We start from the raw sequence: 24,045 nt of genomic DNA on the forward strand, positions 1-24,045 counted from the left end.
GCCCGTCCTCGCCCCGAGGGCCGTCCTCCGGGCAGGTCCCGGAGGAACGTCCCTGGGGGCGTTCCGGCCGGACATAGCCGATCTTCGCCGCCCGGTCGATCCGGAATCGACCATACTCCTAAAGCGCCTCCGGCCTCCAGGCGTCGCGGAGGTGGCGCGGCAGCCGCCAGGGCGCCACCAGCATCGCGTCGAAGCGCAGGTCGAGCCCGGCCAGGTCCGGGCGCGAGGCCGCGAACTGCGCGGCCGAGCGGACGATGCGCCGGCGCTGCGCGGCCCCGATCGCGGCATGCGCGAGCGCCAGGTCGGCGCGGGCCTTGACCTCGACCACCGCGAGCACGCGGCCCCGGCGCGCCACGATGTCGATCTCGCCCAGGCCCGACCGCCGGCCCGCGGCCAGTATCCTGTAGCCCTTGAGCGTCAGCACCAGCCGGCACAGCGCCTCGGCCCAGCGTCCCCGCCGCCACGCCGCGGCGCCGCGCGCGCGGCGATCTCCCTTCCCGCCGGCCCCCTTCCCGCCGGCCCTCTTCATCCCGGCTCCCCGCCGCGGGCGAGCGCCAGGGCGCGGGCATAGACCTCGCGCCGGGGCCGGCCGGTCGCGGCCGCGACCTCGGCCGCCGCGTCCTTCACGCTGGCATGGGCGAGTGCGCGCAGCAGGGCCGCGTCGACCGCGGCGTCGCCGGCCTCGGCCGCGCCCTCGGCCGGCGGCCCGAACACGACGACGACCTCGCCCCTCGGCGGCCCCGCCTCGGCGTAGTGGGCCGCGAGGCCGGCGAGCGGGCCGCGCCGGACCTCCTCGAACAGCTTGGTCAGCTCGCGCGCGACCGCGGCGTCGCGCGGGCCCAGGACCTCGGCCGCGTCGGCCAGCATGGCCGGCAGGCGCTGCGCCGATTCGAACACGACGATCGAGGCGTCGAGCGTGCGCAGCGCCGACAGCGCCGAGCGGCGCGCGCCCGCCTTGGAGGGCAGGAAGCCCGCGAACATGAACCGGTCCGTCGGCAGGCCGGACAGGACGAGGGCCGCCAGCGGCGCGCTCGGCCCGGGCAGGGCGGTGACGGGGAGCCCCTCGGCGACGGCGTCGCGCACGAGCTTGTAGCCGGGATCGGAGACGAGCGGCGTGCCGGCGTCGGAGACCAGTGCTACGCTGCCGCCCGCGCGCACGCGCTCCAGGATCACCGGCCGCATCCGCGCCGCATTGTGCTCGTGATATGACAGCAGCGGCGTGTCGACGCCGTGGACGGCCAGCAGCCGCCGGGTCACCCTCGTGTCCTCGCAGGCGATCGCGTCGACGCGGCGCAACGTGTCGAGCGCACGCAACGTTATGTCGGCGGCGTTGCCGATGGGGGTTGCGACGAGGTAAAGGCCCGGGTCAGGTTTACTTGCCCCTTCCGCGCGGCTAACGTCGTCGCTCGGCAGGCCGGATTCAGGAACGGAGAGCTTCTGTGGCACGATCGGCGACTTTCTTGCGCATGCAGGGCCCGCGGGCGCTGCTGGCCGCCGCGGCAGTCTCGGTGCTGGCGGCCTGCGCGACCAACCTACCGGCACCCCAGCCGCCGGCGCAAGCACCGGCGGCCGAGCCCCTGGCCGCGGACCCGGTGCCGCTGCCCGAGCCGGGACCGGTCAAGGTGGCCCTGCTCCTTCCCCTGACCGGCCAGGCGGCCCCGGTCGGCCAGTCGATGCTCAACGCGGCCCAGCTCGCGCTGTTCGACGCCGCCGGCGACGGGTTCGAGCTGCTGCCGCGCGACACCGCGGGCACGCCCGAGGGCGCCCAGGCCGCCGCCCGGGACGCGCTGGCCGAGGGGGCGGACCTGATCCTGGGGCCGCTGCTTTCCCAGTCCGTCGGGGCGGTCAAGCCGGTGGCGCGCGCCTCCGGGGTCCCGGTGCTCGCCTTCTCCAACGACTGGACCCATGCCGACGCCGGCACCTGGGTCATGGGCCTCGTGCCCCAGGAACAGGTGCGGCGCGTGGTCGGCTACGCCCGCGCCCAGGGCCTCTCGCGGGTCGGCGCGCTGGTGCCGGCGACGCCCTACGGCAACGCGGTCGCGGACGCGCTGCGGACCTCGGCCGACCGGTTCGGCGCCGACATCGTCAGGGTCGAGCGCTACGACGCGGCGGCGCCCGACGCTTCGCCCGCGGTGCGCAGCCTCGCGTCGGCCGGGCCGGCGGCCTTCGACGCGGTCATGATCGCCGAGGGCGGGGAGAAGCTGCGCACGATGGCGCCGATGCTGTCCTATTTCGAGATCGATCCCCGCCGGGTGCGGCTGCTCGGCACCGGGCAGTGGGACGATCCCGCGACCGGGCGCGAGGCGACGCTGGTCGGCGGCTGGTACGCCGCCCCCGACCCGGGTGCCCGCGCCGGCTTCGAGGAGCGCTACGCCGAGTTCTACGGCGCAGCACCACACCGCCTCGCGACGCTGGCCTACGATGCGACCGCGCTGGCGGCGCGGCTCGCCCAGTTCGGCGACCTCGGCCCGGCGGCGCTGACCGAGCCGAGCGGGTTCATCGGCACCGACGGCGTGTTCCGCCTGCTGCCCGGCGGCGTGGTCGAGCGCGGCCTCGCCGTGCTGGAGGTGACCCGCGCCGGCCCCCGGGTCGTCGACCCGGCGCCGTCCAGCTTCGAGCCGCTGCTGCAGTGAGGACAGTCGTGGTCGTGGACGGCGAGAGTCTCCGTTCTCGCCGTCGCGACGGCCGAGAGGTCGTGTCAGTGTCGAAAGAGCCTCACGCGAAGACGAAACCCAACCTGAAGAGCTATCTGCTCCACGCCGGGTATGCGGAAGAGAAGGATGTCTTCGACCTGATCATGAAGGATGTCAGGTCTGGCCCTCCCCTGTTCGCACCGCGGGACGCGGTGCCCGGGGACCGGAAGGAGTGACCGTCCGCGATACCAGCATCGTCAGCAACCCGCGGCACAAGAGACACCATCCCGCCCTCAGGGCATTTGACGGACGCGAGCCCTATCGGTTGAACACATCCTCTCCCGTACCCGCGGGAGAGGATGGGCTCGCCGCGTAGCGGTGGGAAGGTGAGGGTCCGCGGGCGGCCTGCCCTCACCCTCCCAACCTTCGGTTGGGCCCCTCCCTGTACCTTTGGCGGTGTCGGCAGCTTGCTTGAAGGTCGGGTAAGCTGTCCGGCATTCGGGCGACGCCGCCGGGAGCAACCTTCCCCTTCCCGTGCCCCGAGCACCAGGAGAGGACACGTGCCCCGGCGGCTAGCCGTGACGCATGCCCAGTGGGGAGTTGCGCCGCGAGCGCCAGTACAGGGATGGCTCGGCGTCATGGCCGCCCGGCTCAAGCCGAGGAGATTGCTCATGACCGATCCTCCGGAGTCCTACGCCGGCATCGATTGGGCCGGCACCGAGCATCAGGCCTTCCTGCTCGACACACGGGGCGAGCCCCTGGGCGAGCGCCGCATCGCGCACAGCGGCCCCGGCCTGACCGAGCTGTGCGACTGGCTGGTCGCCCGGACCGGCTTGGCGCCCGAGCGCATCGCGGTCGCCATCGAGACCTGCCACGGCCCGGTGGTCGAGGCCCTGCTCGAACGCGGCTTCCGGGTCTTTGCCGTCAACCCCAAGCAGCTCGACCGCTTCCGGGACCGCTTCTCCGTCGCCGGCGCCAAGGACGACCGCCGCGATGCCCGGGTGCTGGCCGCCTCGTTGCGCACCGACCCGGCCTGCTTCCGCGCGCTGGCGCCGGAAGAGCCGCTGGTGCTCGAGCTGCGCGAATGGTCGCGCATCGCCGAGGAGCTCCGCCGGGAGCGCACCCGCCTGGGCAACCGGCTGTACCAGCAGCTGTGGCGCTATTACCCGCAGATGCTGGCCCTGGGCGACGACGTCGGCGCCCCCTGGCGCCTCGCCTTGTGGGAGCTCGCCCCGACGCCCGAGCGGGTCCGGCGGCTGCGCCACGGCACCGTCGAAGCGCTGCTCAAGCGTCATCGGATCCGCCGCCTCGACGCCGAGGGCGTGCTCGGCCGTCTGCGCCAGCCCGCGCTGCGGGTGGCGCCGGGCACGGCCGAGGCGGCGCAGGCCCACATCCGCCAGCTCATCGCCCGCCTGCGCCTGGTCCAGCGCCAGCTGGCCGAGGCCGAAGCCCGCCTCGACACCCTCTGCTCGGCCCTGGCCGACGGCGAGGCCGAGCCGGGGCAGCCGGGGGAGCAGCATGACGTGACGATCCTGCGCTCTGTGCCCGGAGTGGGAAGGATCGTCCTCGCCATGCTGCTCGCAGAGGCCGGCGAGGCTCTGCGCCGACGAGATTATCATGCTTTGCGCACCCGGTGCGGGGTGGCGCCGGTGACCCGGCGCAGCGGCAAGCAGTGCGTCGTCCATATCCGATGGGCGTGCAGCCGGCGCTTGCGCGAAGCCGTCTATCACTGGGCCCGGGTCGCCTGCCAGCACGACCCGGCCTGCCGGTGCCGCTACCAGGCCCTGCGCGCGCGCGGCCACTCCCATGCCCGCGCGTTGCGCACCGTCGGCGACCGCCTGATCGCCCTTGCCTGCACGCTGCTCCGGCGGCGCGAGCTCTTCGATCCTCAGCGCGCCGCCGCCCAGCCCGCGCCGGCCTGAGCAACGCGATCCGGCCTTGAAGCCGATGGCGGAGCAGGGGCCCCGGCGGGCCGGGGGCGTCAAGCCCGAAGCCGCCGAAGGCGGGGGCGCGCAGCGCCCGGCTTTACGCCCCTGGACCGACGAGGCCATCATCACCCTCGGCTCAAGCCGTTGCTCTCGCCCTTGACTCAACGGTGGGGAGTCCTCTCCCACAGGGCTACGCTATGCACAGAACTTTGCGAGGATGAAGCCTCTGTAGATTGCTGAGAATTCTCTCAGGCCATGAGCAAAGGTTACGGGTCCCGGAGGAGCTTCGCTGGCGTAACCCTTCCAGCCGCCGAGGCGGGCAATGATCCAGGCGGCCCAGGCGAGGCTGTCTGGAGGATGGGGGTTCTTCTGCTTGAGGGTCTTGCCCTCCCGACCGGGCAGCAGCGCGCGCAAGACCTCGATCTCGTCGGTGCGGAACAGCTCGGCGGCGGTGCGGCGGTCGCGACCATCGCGAGCCCGCACCAGTTGCAGGATGCGCACGGCCGCAATCAGCGCCAGCACCGCCAACTTCTCCAGCGCGTCGGCCTGCTCGACCTGGCTGGACTCGACGTCCAGGCCCTGACGCTTGAGCAGGCGGAAGACCTCCTCCACCGTCCAGCGGCTGGCGTACCAGCGGGCAACACGGCAAGCCTGGGCGCCGTCGGCGACTTCGTGGCTGGTCAGCAGCCGCCAGTGGATCGGCGGGCCCGAGCGGGGGGCCGTCTCATCGATGTTCACCTCGCGGATGTCCACCGCCCACAACTCCAGCTCGCCCGGCGCTTCGGCCCCGGCCCGTGCCGGCCGGCGCACCCGGACCGGGGCAAAGCGCACATCCAGCCTGGCCTGGCGTGCGGGCCGGCGCTGGCCGCGCGTGCTGCCGGCCGAAAGCTCGAGGGTGAAGCGCTCCGCCACCGGCTGGGCGGCCACGTGCTCGAACAGGCTGGCGCCGTCGGCCAGCTTACGGTCGCTGCGCTGGCGCACTAGCACCTCGCAGCCGAGTTCACGGCAGTGCACGAACAGGGCGTAGTCGTCGGATTCGGCATCGCTGACCACGGTGACCCGGTCCGCCGTCGCCAGCGTGTCATGGGCCGCCTCGGCTCCCGCCAGCCAGCGCCGCGACTCCTTGTCCTGCGTCTGACGCTCGTGACGCGGGCCGACCCGGCCGGGCCCCCGGGTCCACAGCTCCGCTCCGCACAGGCCCAGACAGGTCGTCTCCTGCGCATCCACGGCGACGACCGCATGCAAGAACAGCCCGACGTCGCTGCCGTTGCCGACCGGCCCCAGCCCTCGGACACGTCCGGCATGCCCCTGGTAGTTCAGTTCGGTGGTATCCTGGATCGCAAGCACATGGCGCCCGCGCGCGGCCAGGGCCAGCGGTTCGGCGGCGTGGACCAGCATCTCGCTCACACCGACCCGCGGGTTGCGCAAGGCGCGCCCGAAGCGCACCTCGTCGCACCGTCCGCCACCAAGACGGCGCAAGCACACCGTCCGCCTGTCCACCATCCGGTGTAAAAGTTCCTCCACTGTCCCCGCCAGGCGCCGATCCCCAAACTCACCAACATCGTAACCAACCCCAACCATGTCCGTGTGTTCTGGATGTCTTTCCATTCAACACACTTGGGCGATGATCGGGCGTATTACCCTTTCACTTACGGAGAGCCGCAAAACTTCTGTGCATAGCGTAGCCCACAGGGAGAGGGAATATTTGATTATGCTCGCGCGGAGGGCACATAGCGCAGCAGCACGATGCCGTCGCCGAACCGCCGGTTCTCGACGAGGTCGAGGCGGACCGCCACCCCGTCCGGGAACAGGCGGATGCCCCGGCCCAGGACCGTCGGGTAGACCATCAGCCTGAACTCGTCGATCAGGCCGTGCGGCAGCAGCTGATGCACGATCGAGGCGCTGCCGAAGATCAGGACGTCGCCGCCGGACCCGGCCTTGACGTCCCGGACCGCCTCGGCCAAGTCGCCCGTGATCAGCGTCGAGTTGTTCCACGAAGCGCTTTCCAGCGTCCTCGACGCCACGTATTTCGGCAGGGCGTTCATGCGCGCGGCATAGCCCTCCGGGTCGTCGACCATCGGCCAGACCGCGGCGAAGCCGTCATAGGTCACGCGGCCGAAGATCATGGCCCCGGCGGCCATGAGCTCCTCGTGCTTGAACCTGTCGCCCTCGGGCCCGCGGGTGAACGGGCCGGTCCAGTCGCCCAGTCCCGACCCCTCCATGCCCACGGGGTCCTGGATGACGCCGTCGAGGGAGGCGTACTGGGTGACGATGATCCTGCGCGGCATGGCGAGCCCCTTTCCTTTCGTGTCGCATGAAGCGTCTGCAGGAAAGACGATCCCGGGCCCGGCATGCCGACAGGCCGGCGAGACGATTTCTCCATTGGCGGGGACCGGGGCGGGCTCAGGCGTGGCTCGGCGCCTCTTCCCGGTCCCGGTCGGCGGCCGGGCTCTCGAAGATCCGGCGGGCGCGGGCGACGACCTTCCTCACCGAGGCGAGCATGCAGGCGCGCTCCTCCTCGGTGAGCACCGACAGCAGCTCGCGCTCGATGCTCCTCGCATGGGGCACGATCTGGTCGTAGACCTCCTTGCCGTGGCGGCTCAGGCGCAGCGACACCTTCCTGCGGTCCGCGGGGTCCACCCGGCGGCTGACCATGCCGATCCTCGATAGCTGGTTGATCGCCCGCGTCACCTGGACCTGGTCCATGGCCGTGTGCTCCGCCAGCTCCTTGGCCGACAGCGGGGCGTGCATCCCCAGGATCGCCATCACCCGCCAGCCCGTCACGCTCAGGCCGAAGCGCGTGCTGTAGAAGCTTTCCAGGTACAGGCTGACCTGGTTGGAGACATAGGAGAACTGGTACGGCACCCAGTCGTCGATCAGCAGGATGTCCGCCCCCTGCCCTTCGGCGTCCGGGCCGGCATCCCCGGAAGAAATCCTCGTCCTACTCACAGCTTCTCCAGCCCGTCAGGGTCGATCGGAAAGCGAAGCCCATGCGCATCGCTTCGGCGCCGGGCCTCGCAGTATCACCAACTCTTTGCGCGCGCAAACATTCGCGGCCCGCGTCATTCGACCGCCGGCGCGGCCACCTTGCCCGCGGTCTTCCAGCTTTCGGCGTAGCCGTCGAACTCGACTGCCTTCGCCGCCTCGCCGACGTCGAGGGCGTCGCGCGCATCCAGCATCACCGCGTACTCGTTCGTCATGGCGTTCCTGGGCTTGTACATGCCCTTGAGCGCCTGGGGATGGGGGCCGTGGGTGAAGCCGCAGGGATGCAGCGTCACCATGCCGGGATGGATGTTGTCGCGGGAGAAGAAGTCGCCGGAATGATAGAAGACCGCCTCGTCGTAGTCGTCGTTGTTGTGGAAGAACGGCACCTTGATCGCGGCCGGGTCGGTCTCGAACGGGCGCGGCACGAAGGTGCAGATGACGAAGCGGCTGCCGACCCAGGTCGTGTGCGCCGAGGGCGGCAGGTGGTAGCGGTGCGACGACAGCGGGCGGATGTCCCGGACGTTCAGCCTGACCGGCACGAGGTCGCCGTGCCAGCCGACCGCGTCGAGGGGGTTGAAGGGATAGACGACGCAGGACAGCTCGCCCCGGCGGCGGATGACGACGCGCCACTCCCGCTCGCCCTGCTGGGCCTTGAACGCCTCGTCGATCGCCGGCGTGTCGAGCACGGCCTCGTCGTACAGCGCGTGGCGCCCGACCAGGCCGCGGTCCGGGGTCCTCAGCGCCCCGCCGGTCGCCTCGAACAGGAGCAGCTCCACCGGCCGCGCGGCCTCGATGCGCCACATCGTCGAGCGCGGCAGCAGGATGTAGTCGCCCGTGCCGAACTCCAGGTGCCCGTAGTCGCAGTAGAGGTGCCCGGCGCCGGAATGGACGAACAGCAGCTCGTCGCCGTCGGCGTTGCGCGCGAGGTGGTCCATGTCGCCGGCCAGCCGCCAGAAGCGCATCCTGACATGGGCGTTGTGCAGGATGGCCGGCGCGTCCCACACGCCCGGCCCCAGGTCGCCGATCGCGGCGAGGTCGAAGGCGCGCGGGCGCAGCGGCCCCGACCAGCTCGTCCAGCCGGTCGGGGGATGCGTGTGGTACATCATCGTCGCCGGGCCGAAGAAGCCCTCGCGCCCGAGCTCCCTCTCGAAGGTCCCCTCGGGCAGGTCCGCATGGGCCTGGCGGGAGGAGCGCCCCTCGATGCGCGGGAGCGAAACGTCGTGCGATCTGGCCATGTCTTCCTCCGCCGGCGCCTTGTCGTTGTCGTCGTTTCAGTAGCCGGGCCCGGCGACCGGCTGCGCTTCCCGCCCGCGCTCGGCGGGGGCGTGCGCGACGATCCGGTCGCCTGCGAGATCGGCGAGCGTCGGGCACCCCAGGAGCGCCATGCCGCGGTCGACCTCCCGCCTCAGCAGGTCGAGGACGTGCCGGGCCCCGGCCTCGCCCGCGGCCGCGACGCCGTAGAGGGTCGGGCGGCCCATCAGCACGCCGTCGGCCCCCAGCGCCAGGGCCTTGAGGATGTCGGTGCCCCTGCGAAAGCCGCTGTCGCACAGGACGGTCAGGCGGCCGCCGGCCGCCGCGAGGATGCGCGGGAGTGCTACCATCGGCGGCACGGCCGCGCCGAGCTGCCGGCCGCCATGGTTGGAGACGACGATGCCGTCGGCGCCGGCGTCGAGCGCCTGCCGGACGTCGGCCGGCGACAGGATGCCCTTCACGACAAGGGGGCCGTTCCAGCGCCTGCGGACCTCGCGCACGTCCTCCCAGGTGACGCCCGGGTCGAGCTGGCCTTCCATGAAGGCGAGCAGGGTCTGCGCGCCGGACCGGCGCGCGGCCTCCATCATGTTGCGCGGTTGCGGGGCGCCGTGGCGCAGCATCTGCATCAGCCACGAGAACCGGCGCGCCGCGTCGAGGATGCCCGCCGGCGACGGCCGGTAGGGAAGAGTGAAGCGATTGCGCAGGTCGCGTTCGCGGTTGCCGCCGACCGGGCAGTCGAGCGTGACGACGAGCGTCTCGAACCCCGCGGCGGCGGCGCGCTCGACCAGGCGATGGGAGATCGCGCGGTCGCGGAAGATGTAGAGCTGGAACCAGTGCGGCCGCCCGGCCGCGGCGCCGATCTCCTCGATGCCGACGCTCGAGACGGTGCTGAGCGTGAACGGCACGTCGAACGCCTCGGCCGCCCGCATCAGGTGGAGCTCGGCCCCCGGCCAGACGAGCCCCGCGAGGCCGGTGGGGCCGATGCCGAAGGGCGAGGCGAAGGTCCGGCCGAACAGCCGCCGGGACTGGTCGCGCGCCGCGGCCCCGACCGCGACGCGGGTCGACAGCGCATAGGCCTCGAACTGCCGGCGGTTGGCCCGCAGGGCCTCCTCGTCGTCCGCGCCGCCGTCGACGAAGTCGAACACCGCGCGCGGCAGCCGGGACCTGGCCGCCGCGCGCACGTCGTCGACGTTGCGCGCCCGCCCCAACCTGGCCGCGTTCATACACACCTCGAGGGCGGTGCCACCTGCTGGTCGATCGCGCCGAAGATCGTCCGCCCGTCGGCGTCGCGCATCTCGATCGTCACGCGGTCGCCGTGCCGCAGATAGGGCGTCCTCGCCTCGCCGTGCTCGAGCTGCTCGACCGTCCGCCGCTCGACCAGGCAGCAGACGCCGGTGCTCCGGTCCCGGTTGGAGACGGTGCCCGACCCGACGACGGTGCCGGCGGACAGCCGGCGCGTCGCGGTCGCATGGACGATCAGCGCCGGGAAGTCGAAGGTGAGGTCGGCGCCCGCGTTCGGCCGGCCGACGACCTCGCCGTTGAGGCGCACGACCAGGGGAAGCGACAGCTTCGCCCCGTCCCACGCCTCGCCCAGCTCGTCCGGCGTGACGAAGACCGGCGAGAACGCGCTGGCGGGCTTGCCGTGGACGAAGCCGAAGCCCTTGCGCAGCTCGTGCGGGATCAGCCCGCGCAGGGACACGTCGTTGACCAGGCCGACCAGGAGGATCGAGCGCGCGGCCTCCTCCCGGGTCGCACCCTGCGGGCAGTCGGCGGTGACGACGACCACCTCGGCCTCGAAGTCGGCGCCCCACAGCTCCGGGTCGTCCACCTCGATCGGGTCGGTGGGGCCGAGCGGCGTGTCGCCCGCCCCCTGGTACATGATCGGCTCCTCGTAGAGGCTGGGCGGCAGGTCGGCGCCGCGCGCCCGGCGCACGAGCTCGACATGGTTGAGATAGCCGCTGGCGTCGAGCCACTGGTAGGCGCGCGGCAGCGGCGCCATCAGCCGGCCGGGGTCGAGGTCGAAGGCCTGCGGCGCCCGGCCCGCGTTGAGGGCGTCGGACGCCTCCCGCAGGGCCGGGACGTGCCACTCCCAGTCGTCGAGGGCGTCCTGCAGGCGCCGGCACCCGGCCGGCACCGCCCGGCGCAGGTCGCGGCTGACGACGACCAGCCTTCCGTCGCGGGTCCCGTCCCTGAGCGTCGCGAGCTTCATCGGGCGTCCACGACGCCGCGCTTGATCTGGTCGCGCTCGATCGCCTCGAACAGGGCGATCGCGTTGTTGTTGCCGAACCCCTCGTTGCCCTTGCGCTCGATGAACTCGAAGAAGATCGGCCCCACCAGGTTCCTGGAGAAGAGCTGGAGCAGGATGCTCCAGCTCCCGTCCTCCCGGCGGTCGCCGTCGACGAGGATCGCGTTGGCGCGCAGCCGGGCGACGTCCTGGCCGTGCCCGGGCATCCGCGCGTCGATCGCCTCGTAATAGGAGTCCGGGATGTCCATCACGGGGATGCCGTTCCCCGCGATCCGCTCCACGCTGCGCACGAGGTCGCCGCTCAGCAGCGCGAGATGCTGCACGCCCTCGCCCTTGTACTCGTCTATGTATTCCTGGACCTGCGACTTCGGGTCCGTCGGCTCGTTGACGGGGATGCAGATCCCGTTGCAGGGGCTCTTCATCGCCCGGGTGCGGAAGCCGGTCTTCTGCCCCTTGGCGTCCAGGTAGAACACCTCGCGGAAGTTGAACGCGTCGCGGTAGAAGCCCGCCCAGCGCTCCAGGTTGCCGGCCATCACGTTGTGGGTCAGGTGATCGATGACCGTGAAGCCGGCGCCGGCGACCTCCGGCAGGACGTCGCCGCGCAGCGGGACGAACTCCCCTTCCTTCACCGCCCGCTCGACCTCCGGGCTGACGAGATAGAGCAGGCTGTGCCCGATCCCGTCCAGGGCGGGCGCGTCGACCGAAAGCGCGCCGCGGTCGCCGGCATAGTCGACCACGCCGTTGTCGAGCGCGCGCCTGCGCGCCAGGCCGGCGTCCGCGACGCGGAACGCGATCGCCGAGATGCAGGGGCCGTGCAGCTTCGCGAACCCGACGCCGTAGGTCGACGGGTCGTCGTTCAGCAGGACGTCGATCCCGCCCTGGCGCCACAGCGCGATCGAGCGGCTCTTGTGCCTCGCCACCTCCTCGAAGCCGAGGCGGCCGAGGAGGCTCGCGATGGGCGCCGTGTCCGCCGCGCTGAACTCCACGAACGACAGGCCGTCGGTTCCGACGGGATTGTCCAGGGTCCGGCCGTCGTCCTTATCGATGGGAACGCCCATGGCATGCTCCTTCGCGTCCATTTCCGCACTGCTCGCTTTTTGATTTCATATTGAAAATATTTCTTTATGTCAACATCCGGTCGCACTCAAAAAGCCCCGGCTTCACGCCCTGCGCCGCGCGAGGGTCAGCGCCTCGTCGCCGGGCCGGAGCGCGTTGCGGGTCAGCACGACCACGCAGTCCTCCTCCGCCACGAGCGCCACGTCGCCGTCGAAGGCGAACACCTCCCCCCTGGCGACGGGGTCGAAGCCGGAGAAGGGTTTGGCGAGGCGGAGCGGCCCGTGCCGCAGCACGACCTCCCGCGTGATCTCGTAGGTGACGGCGTCCTCGCGCACGCGCGGCCGTTGTGGCGCGCGCGGCTCGACGAGCATCAGCGCCTCCAGGAACGACAGGAAGACCGCCCGGGCGACCTCGCCCGCCTCGGGCCGGGCATGGCGCCCGCATTCGGCGACGACGATCGGGACCGACGGTGCCAGCAGGTCGGTCTCGAACATGGCGCAGCCCCGCTGTGCTGCTCGCGGCGCCACCAGCGTGCGGGGAATCACCTCGCCCAGCAGGCGCGCCAGGCCGAGGGAGGCCGGCCGGTCCGCGGAGACGAGCAGGAACGTCCGCTCCTGCTCCGGCATCGAGTGCAGATCGAGGATCGCGTGGGCCTCGCGCATCAGGGGCAGCAGCAGCCGGACCCGCCGCGCCTCGGCGCCGTCCGCCTCCAGCGCGGCTTCGGACCAGATGCGGTTCATGTCGACCCCGAGATGGCGCCGCGGCCCCTCCGGCGCCGCGTGCGCGCGGGGGTTCATGGCGATCACCACCAGGCGGCCGCGCGCGATGGCGAAGCCCGGGTCGCGCGCGGCCTCCAGGACGTCGAGCCCGCAGGTCTCGTCGCCATGCATCAGGACCGTGACCAGCGCCATGGGCCCCGGCGCCGCCGCGCGAACGTCCACCATGTCCTTCACCGCGCCCCTCACCGCGTCCCCCACCGCGCCCCTCCCCTCGCCGCCAGATCCTTGCACATGCATTCAAATCGAAATATTTTCATATTGCAAGTTATTTTGGCCGCTGCTAGCGTTGACCCTTACCGAAAGCAAGAACCTTGGGGAGGACGGCCGTGAAAGGACTGCTGAAACACGCGATCGCGGGCGCGGCGCTGGCATTGGGGGCACAGGCGCTGGGCGCGCAGGCCGCGAACGCCGAGACGGTCCTGCGCTTCAACAACTTCCTGCCGCCGATGCACGGGCAGGTCGTCGACGTGTTCAAGCCCTGGGCCGAGAGCGTGGCGAAGGCCACCGAGGGGCGGGTCAAGGTGGAGATCCTGCCGACGACCGTCGCCGCGCCGCCGCGGATGTTCGACCTGGTCGAGAGCGGCGGGGTCGACGTCGCCTGGGGCGTCCCGGCCTACACGACGGGGCGGTTCACCCTGACCAAGGCGCTCGACCTGCCGTTCCTCGGCGACAACGCGGAAGCGCTTTCCGTCGCCTACTGGAAGGTCCACGAGGAGATGTTCGCCGCCGCCGACGAGTTCGCGGGGGTGAAGGTCCTCGCCGTCTACACGACCGGCCCCGGCACGATCTACACGACGGACGCGCCGCCGCGCTCGATCGAGGAGTTCGAGGGCCGGAAGTTCCGGGTTGGCGGCAAGACCCCGCAGGAGGTCGCGCAGGCACTGGGGGCGGTCGCCGTCCAGTCGTCGTCGAGCGAGGTGCACGAGATGATCTCGCGCAACGTCGTCGACGGCGCCTTCTTCACGCACGAGGCCTATGAATCCTACAAGCTGCACGACGTGGTGAAGGGCCAGTTCGCGGTGCCCGGCGGCCTCTACAACTCCGCCGTCTACATCATCATGAACCAGGACGCCTGGGACGGCCTGTCGAAGGAGGACCAGGACGCGGTCTGGTCGGTCTCCGGCGAGGCGCTGGCGCGGCTCGGCGGCAGGGCGTGGGACAAGGCGGACGCCTCGGCCATCGCGCTGATGGAGGAGAAGGGGGCCGAGAGGGTCGTCGCCGACGGGGCGCTGCTCGCCGAGATCAAGGCGCGCGTCGCGCCGCTGGAGGAGGCCTGGATCGCCGAGGCCGCCGAGAAGAACGTCGACGGCCGCAAGGCGCTGGACCGGATCCGCGAGCTCGCCGGCGCCCGCTAGCCCGGTTCGCGGATAGGATACAGCGCATCCGTCCGGTGCGCCCCCGCGCACCGGACGGACGCATCCAAGACCCTCCGCCGAACCGGGAGCGAGGAATGCCGGAACCATCCCCGGCGGCCAACGGCCGCCTTGCGCCAGGCCCGGCCGAGGGCCGCCATTTGGCAGTCCCGGCGGCCGAAGGCCGCCCTGCGCCAGTCCGCCTCGTCGAGCGCCTCTTCCAGGCGGTCTGCGTGCTCGCCATCGCGGCGATGTGCCTCGTGACCTGCTGGGACGTCCTGTTCCGCTACGTCTTCGCGCAGCCGCTGCCATGGAGCCAGGAGGCGATACAGTTCCTGATGGCGCTGCTGTTCTTCGCCGGCCTGCCGGTCGCGACCCTGCACCGGCAGCACATCGTCGTGGACGTCGTCTCCGCGCGGTTCCGCGGCCGGGGCGCCAGGATCGCCGGCCTGGCCGCCAACCTGCTGAGCTGCGCGTTCGCGGCGCTGCTTTCCTTCTTCTCGGTCCAGTTCGCCCTGAAGCTGATGGCGTATGGGGACCGGACGCCCTGGCTCGGCCTGCCCTGGCACCTCGCGACCTGGGCGGCCGCGGTCGCCTTCGCCGCCGCCGCCCTGGTCTGGGCGGCGCATGCCCGGACCGCGCTGCGCGGAGCATCGACGTGAGCGTCGCCATCCTCTCCTTCGTCGCGGTCTTCGGCCTGCTGTCCTTCGGGGTGCCGCTCGCGGTGGCGCTGGGCGGCGTCGGCTTCGCCGGCCTGACCGCCGTCATCGGCCTGAAGGCCGCCGGCGCCATGCTGTCGCAGACCGCGTTCGACACGGCCAACGGCTACACCCTGTCGGTCCTGCCGCTGTTCCTGTTCATGGCCAACCTGATCGCCAGGGCCGGCATCGCCTCGACGCTCTACGACGCCTCCAACGCGTTCCTGGGCCGGGTGCGCGGCGGCCTCGCGATGGCGACGATCGCGGGCTGCGCCGGGTTCGGCGCGGTATGCGGGTCGAGCCTCGCGACCGCGGCGACCATGGGCTCGGTCGCGATGCCGGAGATGAAGCGCTTCGGCTATGACGACGGGCTCGCGACCGGCGCCGTCGCCGCCGGCGGGACGCTGGGCATCCTGATCCCGCCGAGCATCATCCTGGTGATCTACGGCACGATCACGGAGCAGAGCATCGGCGACCTGTTCCTCGCCGGCATCCTGCCCGGGCTTCTGGGAGCGCTGCTCTACATCTGCGCGATCGCCGTCGCCGTCGGGCTGCGCCCGGAGCTGGCGCCGGCGGCCGCCGTTTCGGACAAGACCGACCGCTGGGCCGCGGTGATCGGGGTCTGGCCGGTCGCGCTGCTCTTCTCGGTCGTGATCGGCGGCATCTATCTCGGCGTGTTCAGCGCGACCGAGGCGGCCGGCATCGGCGCGTTCGGCGCGCTCGCCATCGGCGTCCTGCGCCGGAGCCTGGGGGCGGGCGACATCCTCGCCGCGGCGCTGGAGGCCGGCGTCATGACGGCGGTGCTGCTGTTCGTGCTGATCGGAGCGCTGCTGTTCTCCAACGTCATGGTGTTCAGCGGGTTCTCGGCGCTGCTCTCGGAACTGGTGCAGTCGCTCGGCCTGGCGCCGATCCTCGTCGTCCTGGCCATCGTCGCGATCTACCTGGTGCTGGGATGCGTATTCGACAGCCTGGCCATGCTGCTGCTGACGGTGCCGCTGTTCGCGCCGCTGGTCGCCGATCTCGGCTACGACCTCGTCTGGTTCGGGATCGTCGTCGTCGTCGCGATCGAGCTGGGCATGATCTCGCCGCCGATCGGCATGAACCTCTTCATCATCCGGACGCTGAACCCGGAGATCCCGCTGATGAAGATCTACCGCGGGATCGTCCCCTTCCTCCTCGCCGACCTCGTCAGGCTGGCGATCCTCGTGCTCGTTCCCGCGATCGCCCTCGTGCTCCCGGCCTCCATGAGGTGAGCGTTTCCGGGTGAAGCCGGAAACGCTCAGGGGCGCGACCGCGCCCCCGCCCCGCCAGGGGCGAAAGCAAAGCCGCGGATGCGGCGCCGGCGCGTGAGGAACACGAAATCCCTGAACGTTTCCGGTTCATCCGGAAACGTTCAGGGGCGCAGCCGCGCCCCCGCCGCTCTAAAACCCCGCATGCGGCAGGAGGGGGCGGAGCCGGGCGGCTTCCGCGTCGATCGCCTCCGCCAGCTCGCGCGCGAGCGCGTCGCGCAGCGGGGCGATCCACTGGCGCCGCTCCGCGTCGACGGCGCGGATGCGCTCGCGCTCGCGCGGGCCCAGGCGCCGGCCGAGCGCACTCTCGATCCGCGGCCGCAATTCACGTTCGAACGCCGCCCCGCCGATGCCCCCGGAGGGCGCCATGGCCGTGAGCTGCTCCGGCGAAAGGCGCAGGAGGTCGGCGACCGCGTGAAGGAACATCAGGTCGCGCTCGCGCAGCGCCGCCGACGCGCGCCGGGCGGCATCCTCGCACCGCGTCCTCTCGTCCTCGGCCAGCGGCCGGCCGAGCGCGCCCTCGATCAGGCCGATCAGCGCCTCGAAGCCGGCGGGCGCGTCCATCGACCGGACCGGCGGTGGCGCTATGGCCGCGGTCGCCTCCTGGGCCAGGGCGCCGGGCGACGCCGCCGCCAGCACGACGAGTGCCGCAACCGTCATCCTGGGCAGCAGGTCTGTCATCGCGGTCCCCCCTGTCCGCCCACACCCCATCCGCCGGGCCCCTGTCCGCCGGAGCCGGCCATCGCGAGGATCGGTCCGGGAACGTCCGCGGGCCCCTCCACGATCTCGTCGATCAGCTTGTAGAGGATCGCGTCGGCGAAGCTGTCCCGGTTCTCGGCAGTACGCACGAAGGCGCCGGGCCCGCCGATCACGCTTTCGGAGAAGTATGCGTCGAGCCAGGCGTATTCGTCCAGGATCGCGAGCCCGTTGACCGTCACGCCCGCCGCCACCGCGCGGTCGCGCGCGTCCTCCACCGGCGGGCCGGCGTTCGAGAAGCCGTTCGCGACCAGGTCGACGACCTTGCGCCCGCCCTCGAACCCGTCGTCCCCGAACAGCAGGACCGCCGCGTCGATCGCGCTGCCGAGCGCCGTGTTCCCGGCCCGCACCGGACGCAGCGACGCCTCGACGCGCTCGGCGAAGGCGGCCGCGTCCTGCGCGTCGGCGATCCGCGTCCAGGGCACGAGGACGTCGAAGGCGCCGGGACCGGCGAAGCCGGCCAGCGTGACCGCGATCGCGCCGTTCGGCCCCGAGGTCGCCGCCGCCGCCACCCGCGGGTCGCGCAGCGCCGCGGCGTGGCCGCGCAGCTGGAATTCCATCGCCCCGCCGGTGACGCTCGCCGACGCGTCGACCGTCAGCACGAGTTCGAGGTCGACCGGCTCCTGCGCGGCCGCGGCCGCCGGCAGGACGCCCGCGACCAGACACATGACCAGGCCCGCGGCGAGGCCCCGCCGCATTGCATCCCACCCCACCCCGCCTTCCTCCTCAGCCTTCGCCGGCCGCCAGCGCGTGCCGGACCACCTTGCGCATCACGGTGGGCAGCGCATGCTCGCCGAGCCGGTCGACGGGCGCCCAGCACGCACCCGCCGGGGCCGACCCGTCCCGGCTGACGCCCGCGACGACCGAAAGTTCGAGGTGGAAATGGGTGAATGTATGGCGGACGACGCCCGGCAGCGGGCGCCAGTCGGCACGGGCCGGCGCCTGCGACGCCGCCGCGGCCAGGGTCGGGGCGGGCCCTTCCGCCCAGGCGGTCGAGGGCACCTCCATCATGCCCCCGAGCAGCCCCTCCTCGGCCCGGCGGCGCAGCAGGACCGATCCCCCGGCGTCCAGCAGCCAGAAGGCGACGCCGCGGCGCGTCGGCTTGGCCGCCTTGGCCCGGCGGCGCGGCAACTCCTCGGCAATGCCGGCGCGCCGCGCGGCGCAGGCGTCCGCCCAGGGGCACAGGATGCAGCGCGGCCGGCGCGGCGTGCAGACCGACGAGCCGAGGTCCATCAGCGCCTGCGCGTAGTCGCCCGGGCGCCGGGACGGGGTCAGCGTGCCGGCGAGCGCGCGCAGCTTCGGCTTGACCCCCGGCAGCGGCTCCTCGACCGCGAACATGCGCGCGATCACGCGCTCGATGTTGCCGTCGAGCACGGCGGCCGGCCGGTCGAAGGCGATCGCCGCGACCGCCGCGGCCGTGTAGTCGCCGATGCCAGGAAGTTGCCGCAATCCCTCCTCATGGTCGGGGAACCGGCCGCCATGGTCGGCGGCGACCACGCGCGCGCACCGGTGCAGGTTCCTGGCCCGCGCGTAGTAGCCGAGGCCGGCCCAGGCGCGCAGGACGTCGTCGAGTTCGGCGGCGGCGAGCGCCTCGACCGTCGGCCAGCGTCCGACGAAGGAGGTGAAATAGGGTCCCACCGTCGCGACGGTGGTCTGCTGGAGCATGATCTCCGACAGCCATACGCGGTAGGGATCGGGGCGGTCGCCGGGTCCGGCGCGCCACGGCAGGACGCGCCGGTGGCGGTCGTACCAGTCCAGCATGCGGCCGGCCAGCCCGGCCGGGTTTTGAGTCTCGATGGGCATGGCGTGTTGTTGCAGATGATGCGGTGCATTAACAATGGGGTCCGTGCCCACCGAATGCATTCCCGGGAGTCCAGGCCATGACCGGTCCTCGTCCGCTCGCCCGCCTGCTCCCGAAGCTCACCGGGAAGGCGCTCGGCCGCCACGGCCAGGCCTACGGCACGCTGCTGATGGAGTGGAGCGCCGTGGTCGGGCCGGAGCTCGGCGCGCGCAGCACGCCGGTGAAGCTGTCGTTCCCGGCGGGCCGGCGCGACGGGGCGACGCTGACGCTGCGCACCCATGGCGGCGCGGCGCTGGAGTTCCAGCACGCGGAACCCCAGGTCCTGGAGCGGATCAACGGCTTCTTCGGGTTCGCCGCCGTCGCTCGCATCCGCCTGGTGCAGGCGCCGCCCCGGCAGGCCGAACGCCGCGCCCCGCCGAAGCGGCGGCTCACCGAGGCGGACGAGGCCCGCATCCGGGCCACCGTCGAGGGGATCGAGGACGAGGAGCTGAGGGAGGCGATGCTCGCGCTGGGCCGGGCGATGGCCGCCAGGGGACGGGAGTGATCCCCGCGACCTTGCCCCGGCGGGGTAATGCCTTTATGTTACAACATCTTGTGCGCAGGAGGAACCAGTGCGCCGCTACATGATGGGTTTGGCCGTAGGTACCGTGATCGTAGGCGGGGTGGGCGCGACGCTGCTCAACGCGACCCCGTCGAAACCGGAGCCGGAAGTGATGGCCGCGCCGGCGGCCCAGGTGCCGCTCCAGACGCCGGTGCCAGCCCAGACGGCCCAGGCACCGGTCCAGGCGCCGGCCCCGGCACCGGTCTCGGCCGGCGACGCCGCCCCGGCGACCGCTGCCGCGACCACTTCCGTGGCGCAGGCGACCGCGCCGGCGGCCGAGGCTCCGCGCACGACCGCGGACATGCTGGCCGACAGGGTGCTCGGCGATCCCGCGGCGCCGGTCACGATCTTCGACTACTCGTCGCTGACCTGCCCGCACTGCGCCGCCTTCCACACCCAGACGCTGGCCGAGCTGAAGAAGCGCTACATCGACACCGGCAAGGTCAAGCTCGTCTACCGGGACTTCCCCTTCGATCCCGCCGCACTTCAGGCCGCGATGATCGCCCGCTGCTCGCCGCCGGAGCGCTACTACGGCTTCCTCGACGTGCTGTTCCGCAGCCAGGAGACCTGGAGCCGGAGCGCCGACCCGGCGAAGGCGCTGGGGCAGACCGCGCGGCTGGCCGGCGTCGGCGAGGACGAGTTCGCGGCCTGCCTCGCCAACGAGGAGCTCAGCAACGGCATCCTGCAGATGCGCCTCGACGCCCAGAACAAGTATGACATCCGCAGCACGCCGAGCTTCGTGATCGTCGCCGGCGACGAGCAGGAGATCATCGCCGGCAACCAGCCCATCGACGTCTTCGCGGACGTGCTCGACGGGCTGGCGGACTGAGCGGGACCCGGGTTTCCGTGCAGTTCGTCAAGCTGCGCCTGTCGGGGTTCAAGTCCTTCGTCGATCCGACCGAGCTCGTGATCGAGCCGGGCATGACGGGGATCGTGGGCCCCAACGGCTGCGGCAAGTCCAACCTCGTCGAAGCGCTGCGCTGGGTCATGGGCGAGACCTCGGCCAAGCGGATGCGCGGCGGCGACATGGACGACGTCATCTTCGGCGGCACCGACCGCCGGGCGGCGCGCAACGTCGCCGAGGTGGCGCTCGTCCTCGACAACACCCGGCGGACCGCCCCGGCCGGCTTCAACGAGCACGACGAGCTGGAGGTCCTGCGGCGGATCGAGCGGGGCTCGGGCTCCGACTACCGCATCAACGGCAAGTCGGTGCGCGCCCGCGACGTCCAACTCCTGTTCGCCGACAACGCGTCCGGCGCGAACTCCCCGGCGCTGGTCAGCCAGGGCCGGATCGGCACGCTGATCAACGCCAAGCCGACCGAGCGCCGCCTGCTGCTGGAGGAGGCGGCAGGCATCACCGGCCTGCATTCGCGCCGCCACGAGGCCGAGCTGCGCCTCAAGGCCGCCGAGGCCAATCTCGGCCGGCTCGACGACGTCATCGTCACCATGGAGGCCCAGCTCGCCACCTTGAAGAAGCAGGCCCGGCAGGCGAGCCGGTACCGCGCCCTGTCCGAGCATGTCCGGCGCGCCGAGGCGGTGCTGCTGCACCTGCGCTGGACCGCGGCCGAGGCGGCGCTGCGCGCGGCCCTGGCCGGCTTCGAGGCGGCCGAGGGGCGCGTGCGCGAGCTGATGGGAAGCGTCGCCCACGAGACCGGGCGCCGGGCCGAGGACGCGGCCGGCCTGCCCGGGCTGCGCCAGGCCGAGGCCGCGGCGGCCGCGGCGCTGCAGCGCCTGGTCCTGGCGCGCGAGCAGCTCGACGCCGAGGAGAAGCGGATCGCCGAGGCCCAGGCCGCGAACCAGCGCCGCATCGCCCAGGTCGCGACCGACCTCGCGCGCGAACGCGCGCTGGCCGAGGACGCGGCCGCGGCACTTGCCCGGCTGGCCGAGGAACGCGAGGCGCTGGTCGAGGCCCAGGGCGACGAGGCGATGCGGGAGGAGGCCGCCCGCGACGCCCAGGCCGAGATCCGCGAGACCGTCGACGCGCTGGACCGGGCGCTGACCCGCCTGACCGAGACGGCGGCGGCCGACGAGGCGCAGCGCGCCGCACTGCAGCGCCAGGCCGGCGAGATCGCCCGCCGGCTGGACACGGCCGAGCGGCGCCTCGCGGAGCTGCGGGACCAGCGCGTGGCGCTGGAGCGGGAGCTGGGCGCCGAGGCCAGCCTGGACGAGGCCGAGGCTGCCGTCTTCGCGGCGGAGGAGGCGCTGGAGCAGGCGCGCGAGCAGGCCGAGGCGGCGGAGGCGGCCAAGGCGGCGGCCGACGCCGCGGTCGGCCGGGCGCGCGAGGCCCAGCAGCAGGCCCGGGCCGTGGGCGCGAAGCTCCAGGCCGAGGCGGCGGCCCTGGCCGAGCTGCTGGGTGCCGGGGCCGGCGACGGCTTCCGCCCGCTGATCGACGAGGTCGACGCACGGCCGGGATACGAGGGCGCGCTCGCCGCCGCCTTCGGGGAGGACCTGGCGGCGCCGCTGGACGAGGCGGCGCCGGTGCATTGGCGCGCGCTGCCCCCCTTCCCCGCACCGCCGCCCCTGCCCGCCGGGGCCGAGCCGCTTTCGGCGCAGGTCGAGGGGCCGCCGGCGCTCGCGCGCGGGCTGGCGCTGGTCGGCGTCGTCGCCGGCGCGCAGGAGGCGCACGGCCTGATGGCCGCCCTCGCCCCGGGCCAGGTGCTGGTGACGCGCGACGGCGGCTGCTGGCGCTGGGACGGGCTGTCGGTCGCGGCCGGCACGCCGACCGCGGCGGCGATACGCCTGAAGCAGAAGAACCGCTTGGCCGAGCTGCGCCGGGAGCTGGAGGACGCCGAGGAGCGCCTGGCCGTGACGGACGGGGCGCTGGAGGAGGCCCGGCGGGCCGCCGAGGACGCCGGCGCGCGCGACCGCGAGGCGCGCGACGGCGTGCGCGCCGCCTTCGCAGCGGCCGGCCGGGCGCGCGACGCCCATGCCAGGCTCGCCCAGGCCTCCGCGGCGGCCCGCTCCAGGATCGAAGCGCTCGACGAGGCGGCCGGGCGGCTCGAGGCCGACCGCCGGGACGCGCTGGGCCAGGCGGCCCAGGCCCGCGAGGCGCTGGCCGGGCTGGCCGAGGCCGGCGAGGCGCGCGGCAGGATCGCGGAGATGCGCGCCGAGCTGGCCGAACGGCGGACCCGCCAGGCCGAGATCCAGAACGCCCTCGACCGGCTGCTGCGCGACGCCCAGGGCCGGCGCCAGCGGCTGGCCGCGATCGCCGCCGAGGAGCGCTCATGGACGTCGCGTTCGGCCGGGGCCGACGAGCGGCTGGCCGAGCTGATGGAGCGGTCGGAGACGGCGCGGACCGAGCTGGAGGAGCTGGCCGGGCGCCCGATCGAGATCGCGCACGAGCGCGCGGCGCTCCAGGAGCGGATCGCCGAGGCCGAGCGCGCGCGCAAGCGGGCCGGCGAGACGCTGGCCGCGGCCGAGCGGCAGCTCGCCGAGACGGAGCGCCGCCTGAAGCAGGCCGAGGGCGAGCTTTCGGGCGCGCGGGAGGAGCGCGTGCGCGCCGAAGGCGCCGTGGCCGCCACGCGCCAGATGCAGGGCACGCTGCGCGAGCGCATCCTGGAGAAGCTGGACTGCGAGCCCGCGCGCGTCGCGGAGGTCGCCGGCCTGGGCGAGGGCGACGACCTGCCCGAGCTCGCCTCGGTCGAGCAGCGGCTGGAGAAGCTGGTGCGCGAGCGCGAGGGCATGGGCCCGGTCAACCTGCTCGCCGAGGCGGAAGCGAACGAGCTGGAGCAGCAGATCGCGGGAATGCAGGCCGAGCGCGCCGACCTGGTCTCGGCGATCGGGCGGCTGCGCCAGGGCATATCGAGCCTCAACAAGGAGGCGCGCGAACGCCTGCTCGCCGCCTTCGTGGCCGTCGACGGGCATTTCCAGGAGATGTTCGTGCGCCTGTTCGGCGGCGGCCGGGCGCAGCTCAAGCTGACCGAGGCGGAGGACCCGCTGGACGCCGGGCTGGAGATCTACGCGAGCCCTCCGGGCAAGAAGCTCCAGGTGCTGTCGCTGCTGTCGGGAGGCGAGCAGGCGCTGACCGCGCTGTCGCTGCTGTTCGCGGTGTTCCTGAGCAACCCGGCGCCGGTCTGCGTGCTCGACGAGGTCGACGCGCCGCTCGACGAGGCGAATGTCGACCGGTTCTGCACCATGGTCGAGGAGATGGCGCGGCGCGGCGACACGCGGTTCCTGCTGATCACGCATCACCGCCTGACCATGGCGCGCATGGACCGGCTGTTCGGCGTCACCATGGGCGAGCGCGGCATCAGCCAGCTCGTCTCCGTCGACCTGACCGCCGCCGAGGAGCTGCGCGGCGCCGCGTGACCCCTGCCGCCCGGGCGCTATTCGTCCCGGCGCCGGCGCGTGACTTCGCTGCGGCGGTCGACGAAGGCACGGAACAGCGCCGGATCATCGAGGATGCGGCGCGCGCGTTCGGCCTTCTGCGGGTCGGCGTGGTTGGAAAGCTGGCGCAGCGTGTTGGCCGCGATTCGGAACTCGACTGCGAGATTGCGCGTCATCATCGCACCTCTCAACGTTCAAAACAGGGTTTCGAAACGCCGGGCGGACGATGACTGAACCATCGTCCGCCTAGCTGGACGGACTGTCGTCGCTCACGAAAAGCTCCGGTTGGAGTGCCCTCGGACGGAACGCGGGTTCCGCCGTCGGTGCACGGATCATCGAAACATA

At 72.7% G+C, this 24,045-nt stretch carries 22 protein-coding genes; 8 read left to right on the forward strand and 14 right to left on the reverse strand.

Annotated features, from left to right (window positions below):
- Positions 1 to 118 precede the first annotated feature (118 nt).
- Complete coding sequence (locus tag VGO20_RS28110; protein WP_327505734.1) at positions 119 to 529, reverse strand: YraN family protein; 411 nt, start codon at positions 527 to 529, stop codon at positions 119 to 121.
- Positions 526 to 1,542: a 16S rRNA (cytidine(1402)-2'-O)-methyltransferase gene (rsmI, locus tag VGO20_RS28115; RefSeq protein ID WP_414639922.1), complete on the reverse strand. Its 1,017-nt coding sequence runs from the start codon at positions 1,540 to 1,542 to the stop codon at positions 526 to 528. The genes VGO20_RS28110 and rsmI overlap by 4 nt, the downstream gene beginning before the upstream one ends.
- On the opposite strand from rsmI, the gene VGO20_RS28120 reads away from it, so the two are divergent.
- Positions 1,467 to 2,633 (forward strand): penicillin-binding protein activator, encoded by a 1,167-nt coding sequence (locus tag VGO20_RS28120; protein ID WP_327505765.1) that lies wholly within the window; start codon positions 1,467 to 1,469, stop codon positions 2,631 to 2,633. The two genes, rsmI and VGO20_RS28120, sit on opposite strands and share 76 nt — an antisense overlap.
- 671 nt (positions 2,634 to 3,304) lie before the next feature.
- Complete coding sequence (locus tag VGO20_RS28125) at positions 3,305 to 4,555, forward strand: IS110 family RNA-guided transposase (RefSeq protein WP_327505736.1); 1,251 nt, start codon at positions 3,305 to 3,307, stop codon at positions 4,553 to 4,555.
- A gap of 201 nt (positions 4,556 to 4,756) precedes the next feature.
- Here VGO20_RS28125 and VGO20_RS28130 read toward each other — a convergent pair whose 3' ends face one another.
- From VGO20_RS28130 to VGO20_RS28165, 8 genes are all read right to left on the reverse strand, one after another.
- Positions 4,757 to 6,064: an IS4 family transposase gene (locus VGO20_RS28130; RefSeq protein ID WP_327505737.1), complete on the reverse strand. Its 1,308-nt coding sequence runs from the start codon at positions 6,062 to 6,064 to the stop codon at positions 4,757 to 4,759.
- 206 nt (positions 6,065 to 6,270) lie between these two features.
- Positions 6,271 to 6,849 (reverse strand): dihydrofolate reductase family protein, encoded by a 579-nt coding sequence (locus VGO20_RS28135; protein ID WP_327505738.1) that lies wholly within the window; start codon positions 6,847 to 6,849, stop codon positions 6,271 to 6,273.
- A 115-nt stretch (positions 6,850 to 6,964) separates the two neighbouring features.
- Entirely contained in the window at positions 6,965 to 7,510 is a 546-nt protein-coding gene (locus VGO20_RS28140; protein ID WP_327505739.1) for a MarR family winged helix-turn-helix transcriptional regulator, read from the reverse strand.
- Between the two features lie 113 nt (positions 7,511 to 7,623).
- Positions 7,624 to 8,781: a homogentisate 1,2-dioxygenase gene (locus VGO20_RS28145; RefSeq protein WP_327505740.1), complete on the reverse strand. Its 1,158-nt coding sequence runs from the start codon at positions 8,779 to 8,781 to the stop codon at positions 7,624 to 7,626.
- A gap of 36 nt (positions 8,782 to 8,817) precedes the next feature.
- On the reverse strand, positions 8,818 to 10,020 hold the full coding sequence (locus tag VGO20_RS28150) for an alpha-hydroxy acid oxidase (RefSeq protein ID WP_327505741.1): 1,203 nt from the start codon (positions 10,018 to 10,020) through the stop codon (positions 8,818 to 8,820).
- Entirely contained in the window at positions 10,017 to 11,006 is a 990-nt protein-coding gene (locus VGO20_RS28155) for a fumarylacetoacetate hydrolase family protein (protein WP_327505743.1), read from the reverse strand. The genes VGO20_RS28150 and VGO20_RS28155 overlap by 4 nt, the downstream gene beginning before the upstream one ends.
- Positions 11,003 to 12,100, reverse strand: a complete 1,098-nt coding sequence (hppD, locus tag VGO20_RS28160; protein ID WP_327505744.1) for a 4-hydroxyphenylpyruvate dioxygenase — start codon at positions 12,098 to 12,100, stop codon at positions 11,003 to 11,005. The genes VGO20_RS28155 and hppD overlap by 4 nt, the downstream gene beginning before the upstream one ends.
- A 102-nt stretch (positions 12,101 to 12,202) precedes the next feature.
- Positions 12,203 to 13,075 carry a M14 family metallopeptidase gene (locus VGO20_RS28165; protein WP_327505746.1) on the reverse strand — a complete coding sequence of 291 codons (873 nt, stop codon included), beginning with the start codon at positions 13,073 to 13,075 and terminating at the stop codon, positions 12,203 to 12,205.
- A gap of 128 nt (positions 13,076 to 13,203) precedes the next feature.
- On the opposite strand from VGO20_RS28165, the gene VGO20_RS28170 reads away from it, so the two are divergent.
- The 3 genes from VGO20_RS28170 (at position 13,204) to VGO20_RS28180 (ending at position 16,180) form a co-directional block, all read left to right on the forward strand.
- Positions 13,204 to 14,232, forward strand: coding sequence for a TRAP transporter substrate-binding protein (locus VGO20_RS28170; protein WP_327505747.1), 1,029 nt, complete (start codon positions 13,204 to 13,206; stop codon positions 14,230 to 14,232).
- A 95-nt stretch (positions 14,233 to 14,327) separates the two neighbouring features.
- On the forward strand, positions 14,328 to 14,891 hold the full coding sequence (locus VGO20_RS28175) for a TRAP transporter small permease (protein ID WP_327505748.1): 564 nt from the start codon (positions 14,328 to 14,330) through the stop codon (positions 14,889 to 14,891).
- Entirely contained in the window at positions 14,888 to 16,180 is a 1,293-nt protein-coding gene (locus VGO20_RS28180) for a TRAP transporter large permease (protein ID WP_327505749.1), read from the forward strand. The genes VGO20_RS28175 and VGO20_RS28180 overlap by 4 nt, the downstream gene beginning before the upstream one ends.
- Before the next feature lie 168 nt (positions 16,181 to 16,348).
- Here VGO20_RS28180 and VGO20_RS28185 read toward each other — a convergent pair whose 3' ends face one another.
- The 3 genes from VGO20_RS28185 to mutY are packed head-to-tail and all read right to left on the reverse strand — an operon-like array spanning position 16,349 to position 18,775.
- Entirely contained in the window at positions 16,349 to 16,897 is a 549-nt protein-coding gene (locus VGO20_RS28185) for a hypothetical protein (protein WP_327505750.1), read from the reverse strand.
- Entirely contained in the window at positions 16,894 to 17,685 is a 792-nt protein-coding gene (locus VGO20_RS28190; protein ID WP_327505751.1) for a DUF1194 domain-containing protein, read from the reverse strand. Before VGO20_RS28190 ends, VGO20_RS28185 begins: the two co-directional genes overlap by 4 nt.
- 13 nt (positions 17,686 to 17,698) lie before the next feature.
- Positions 17,699 to 18,775 (reverse strand): A/G-specific adenine glycosylase, encoded by a 1,077-nt coding sequence (gene mutY / locus VGO20_RS28195; RefSeq protein ID WP_327505752.1) that lies wholly within the window; start codon positions 18,773 to 18,775, stop codon positions 17,699 to 17,701.
- Between the two features lie 77 nt (positions 18,776 to 18,852).
- Here mutY and VGO20_RS28200 point away from each other — a divergent pair, with 77 nt between their 5' ends.
- The 3 genes from VGO20_RS28200 to VGO20_RS28210 all read left to right on the forward strand — a co-directional run bounded on the left by VGO20_RS28200 (position 18,853) and on the right by VGO20_RS28210 (position 23,682).
- Positions 18,853 to 19,317 carry a DUF721 domain-containing protein gene (locus tag VGO20_RS28200; RefSeq protein ID WP_327505753.1) on the forward strand — a complete coding sequence of 155 codons (465 nt, stop codon included), beginning with the start codon at positions 18,853 to 18,855 and terminating at the stop codon, positions 19,315 to 19,317.
- A gap of 67 nt (positions 19,318 to 19,384) precedes the next feature.
- On the forward strand, positions 19,385 to 20,203 hold the full coding sequence (locus tag VGO20_RS28205) for a DsbA family protein (RefSeq protein WP_327505754.1): 819 nt from the start codon (positions 19,385 to 19,387) through the stop codon (positions 20,201 to 20,203).
- A gap of 17 nt (positions 20,204 to 20,220) precedes the next feature.
- The gene (locus VGO20_RS28210) at positions 20,221 to 23,682 is read left to right on the forward strand and encodes a chromosome segregation SMC family protein (protein ID WP_327505756.1); all 3,462 of its coding nucleotides are present in this window, start codon (positions 20,221 to 20,223) and stop codon (positions 23,680 to 23,682) included.
- A gap of 17 nt (positions 23,683 to 23,699) precedes the next feature.
- Here the strand turns inward: VGO20_RS28210 and VGO20_RS28215 are convergent, their stop codons facing one another.
- Positions 23,700 to 23,879: a hypothetical protein gene (locus tag VGO20_RS28215; protein ID WP_327505757.1), complete on the reverse strand. Its 180-nt coding sequence runs from the start codon at positions 23,877 to 23,879 to the stop codon at positions 23,700 to 23,702.
- Positions 23,880 to 24,045: the final 166 nt, after the last annotated feature.

It is taken from the genome of Arenibaculum sp., assembly GCF_035998295.1.
In the GTDB taxonomy this organism is placed as follows: Bacteria; Pseudomonadota; Alphaproteobacteria; order Azospirillales; family Azospirillaceae; genus DASYHS01.

What these genes read in the sequence shown, in the direction of transcription:
- VGO20_RS28110 (WP_327505734.1), bottom strand. Translation starts at nt 529, where the DNA reads ATGAAGAGGGCCGGCGGGAAGGGGGCCGGCGGGAAGGGAGATCGCCGC.
- VGO20_RS28120 (WP_327505765.1), top strand. Translation starts at nt 1,467, where the DNA reads ATGCAGGGCCCGCGGGCGCTGCTGGCCGCCGCGGCAGTCTCGGTGCTG.
- VGO20_RS28125 (WP_327505736.1), top strand. Translation starts at nt 3,305, where the DNA reads ATGACCGATCCTCCGGAGTCCTACGCCGGCATCGATTGGGCCGGCACC.
- VGO20_RS28130 (WP_327505737.1), bottom strand. Translation starts at nt 6,064, where the DNA reads ATGGTGGACAGGCGGACGGTGTGCTTGCGCCGTCTTGGTGGCGGACGG.
- VGO20_RS28135 (WP_327505738.1), bottom strand. Translation starts at nt 6,849, where the DNA reads ATGCCGCGCAGGATCATCGTCACCCAGTACGCCTCCCTCGACGGCGTC.
- VGO20_RS28145 (WP_327505740.1), bottom strand. Translation starts at nt 8,781, where the DNA reads ATGGCCAGATCGCACGACGTTTCGCTCCCGCGCATCGAGGGGCGCTCC.
- VGO20_RS28150 (WP_327505741.1), bottom strand. Translation starts at nt 10,020, where the DNA reads ATGAACGCGGCCAGGTTGGGGCGGGCGCGCAACGTCGACGACGTGCGC.
- VGO20_RS28155 (WP_327505743.1), bottom strand. Translation starts at nt 11,006, where the DNA reads ATGAAGCTCGCGACGCTCAGGGACGGGACCCGCGACGGAAGGCTGGTC.
- hppD (WP_327505744.1), bottom strand. Translation starts at nt 12,100, where the DNA reads ATGGGCGTTCCCATCGATAAGGACGACGGCCGGACCCTGGACAATCCC.
- VGO20_RS28175 (WP_327505748.1), top strand. Translation starts at nt 14,328, where the DNA reads ATGCCGGAACCATCCCCGGCGGCCAACGGCCGCCTTGCGCCAGGCCCG.
- VGO20_RS28185 (WP_327505750.1), bottom strand. Translation starts at nt 16,897, where the DNA reads ATGACAGACCTGCTGCCCAGGATGACGGTTGCGGCACTCGTCGTGCTG.
- mutY (WP_327505752.1), bottom strand. Translation starts at nt 18,775, where the DNA reads ATGCCCATCGAGACTCAAAACCCGGCCGGGCTGGCCGGCCGCATGCTG.
- VGO20_RS28200 (WP_327505753.1), top strand. Translation starts at nt 18,853, where the DNA reads ATGACCGGTCCTCGTCCGCTCGCCCGCCTGCTCCCGAAGCTCACCGGG.
- VGO20_RS28215 (WP_327505757.1), bottom strand. Translation starts at nt 23,879, where the DNA reads ATGATGACGCGCAATCTCGCAGTCGAGTTCCGAATCGCGGCCAACACG.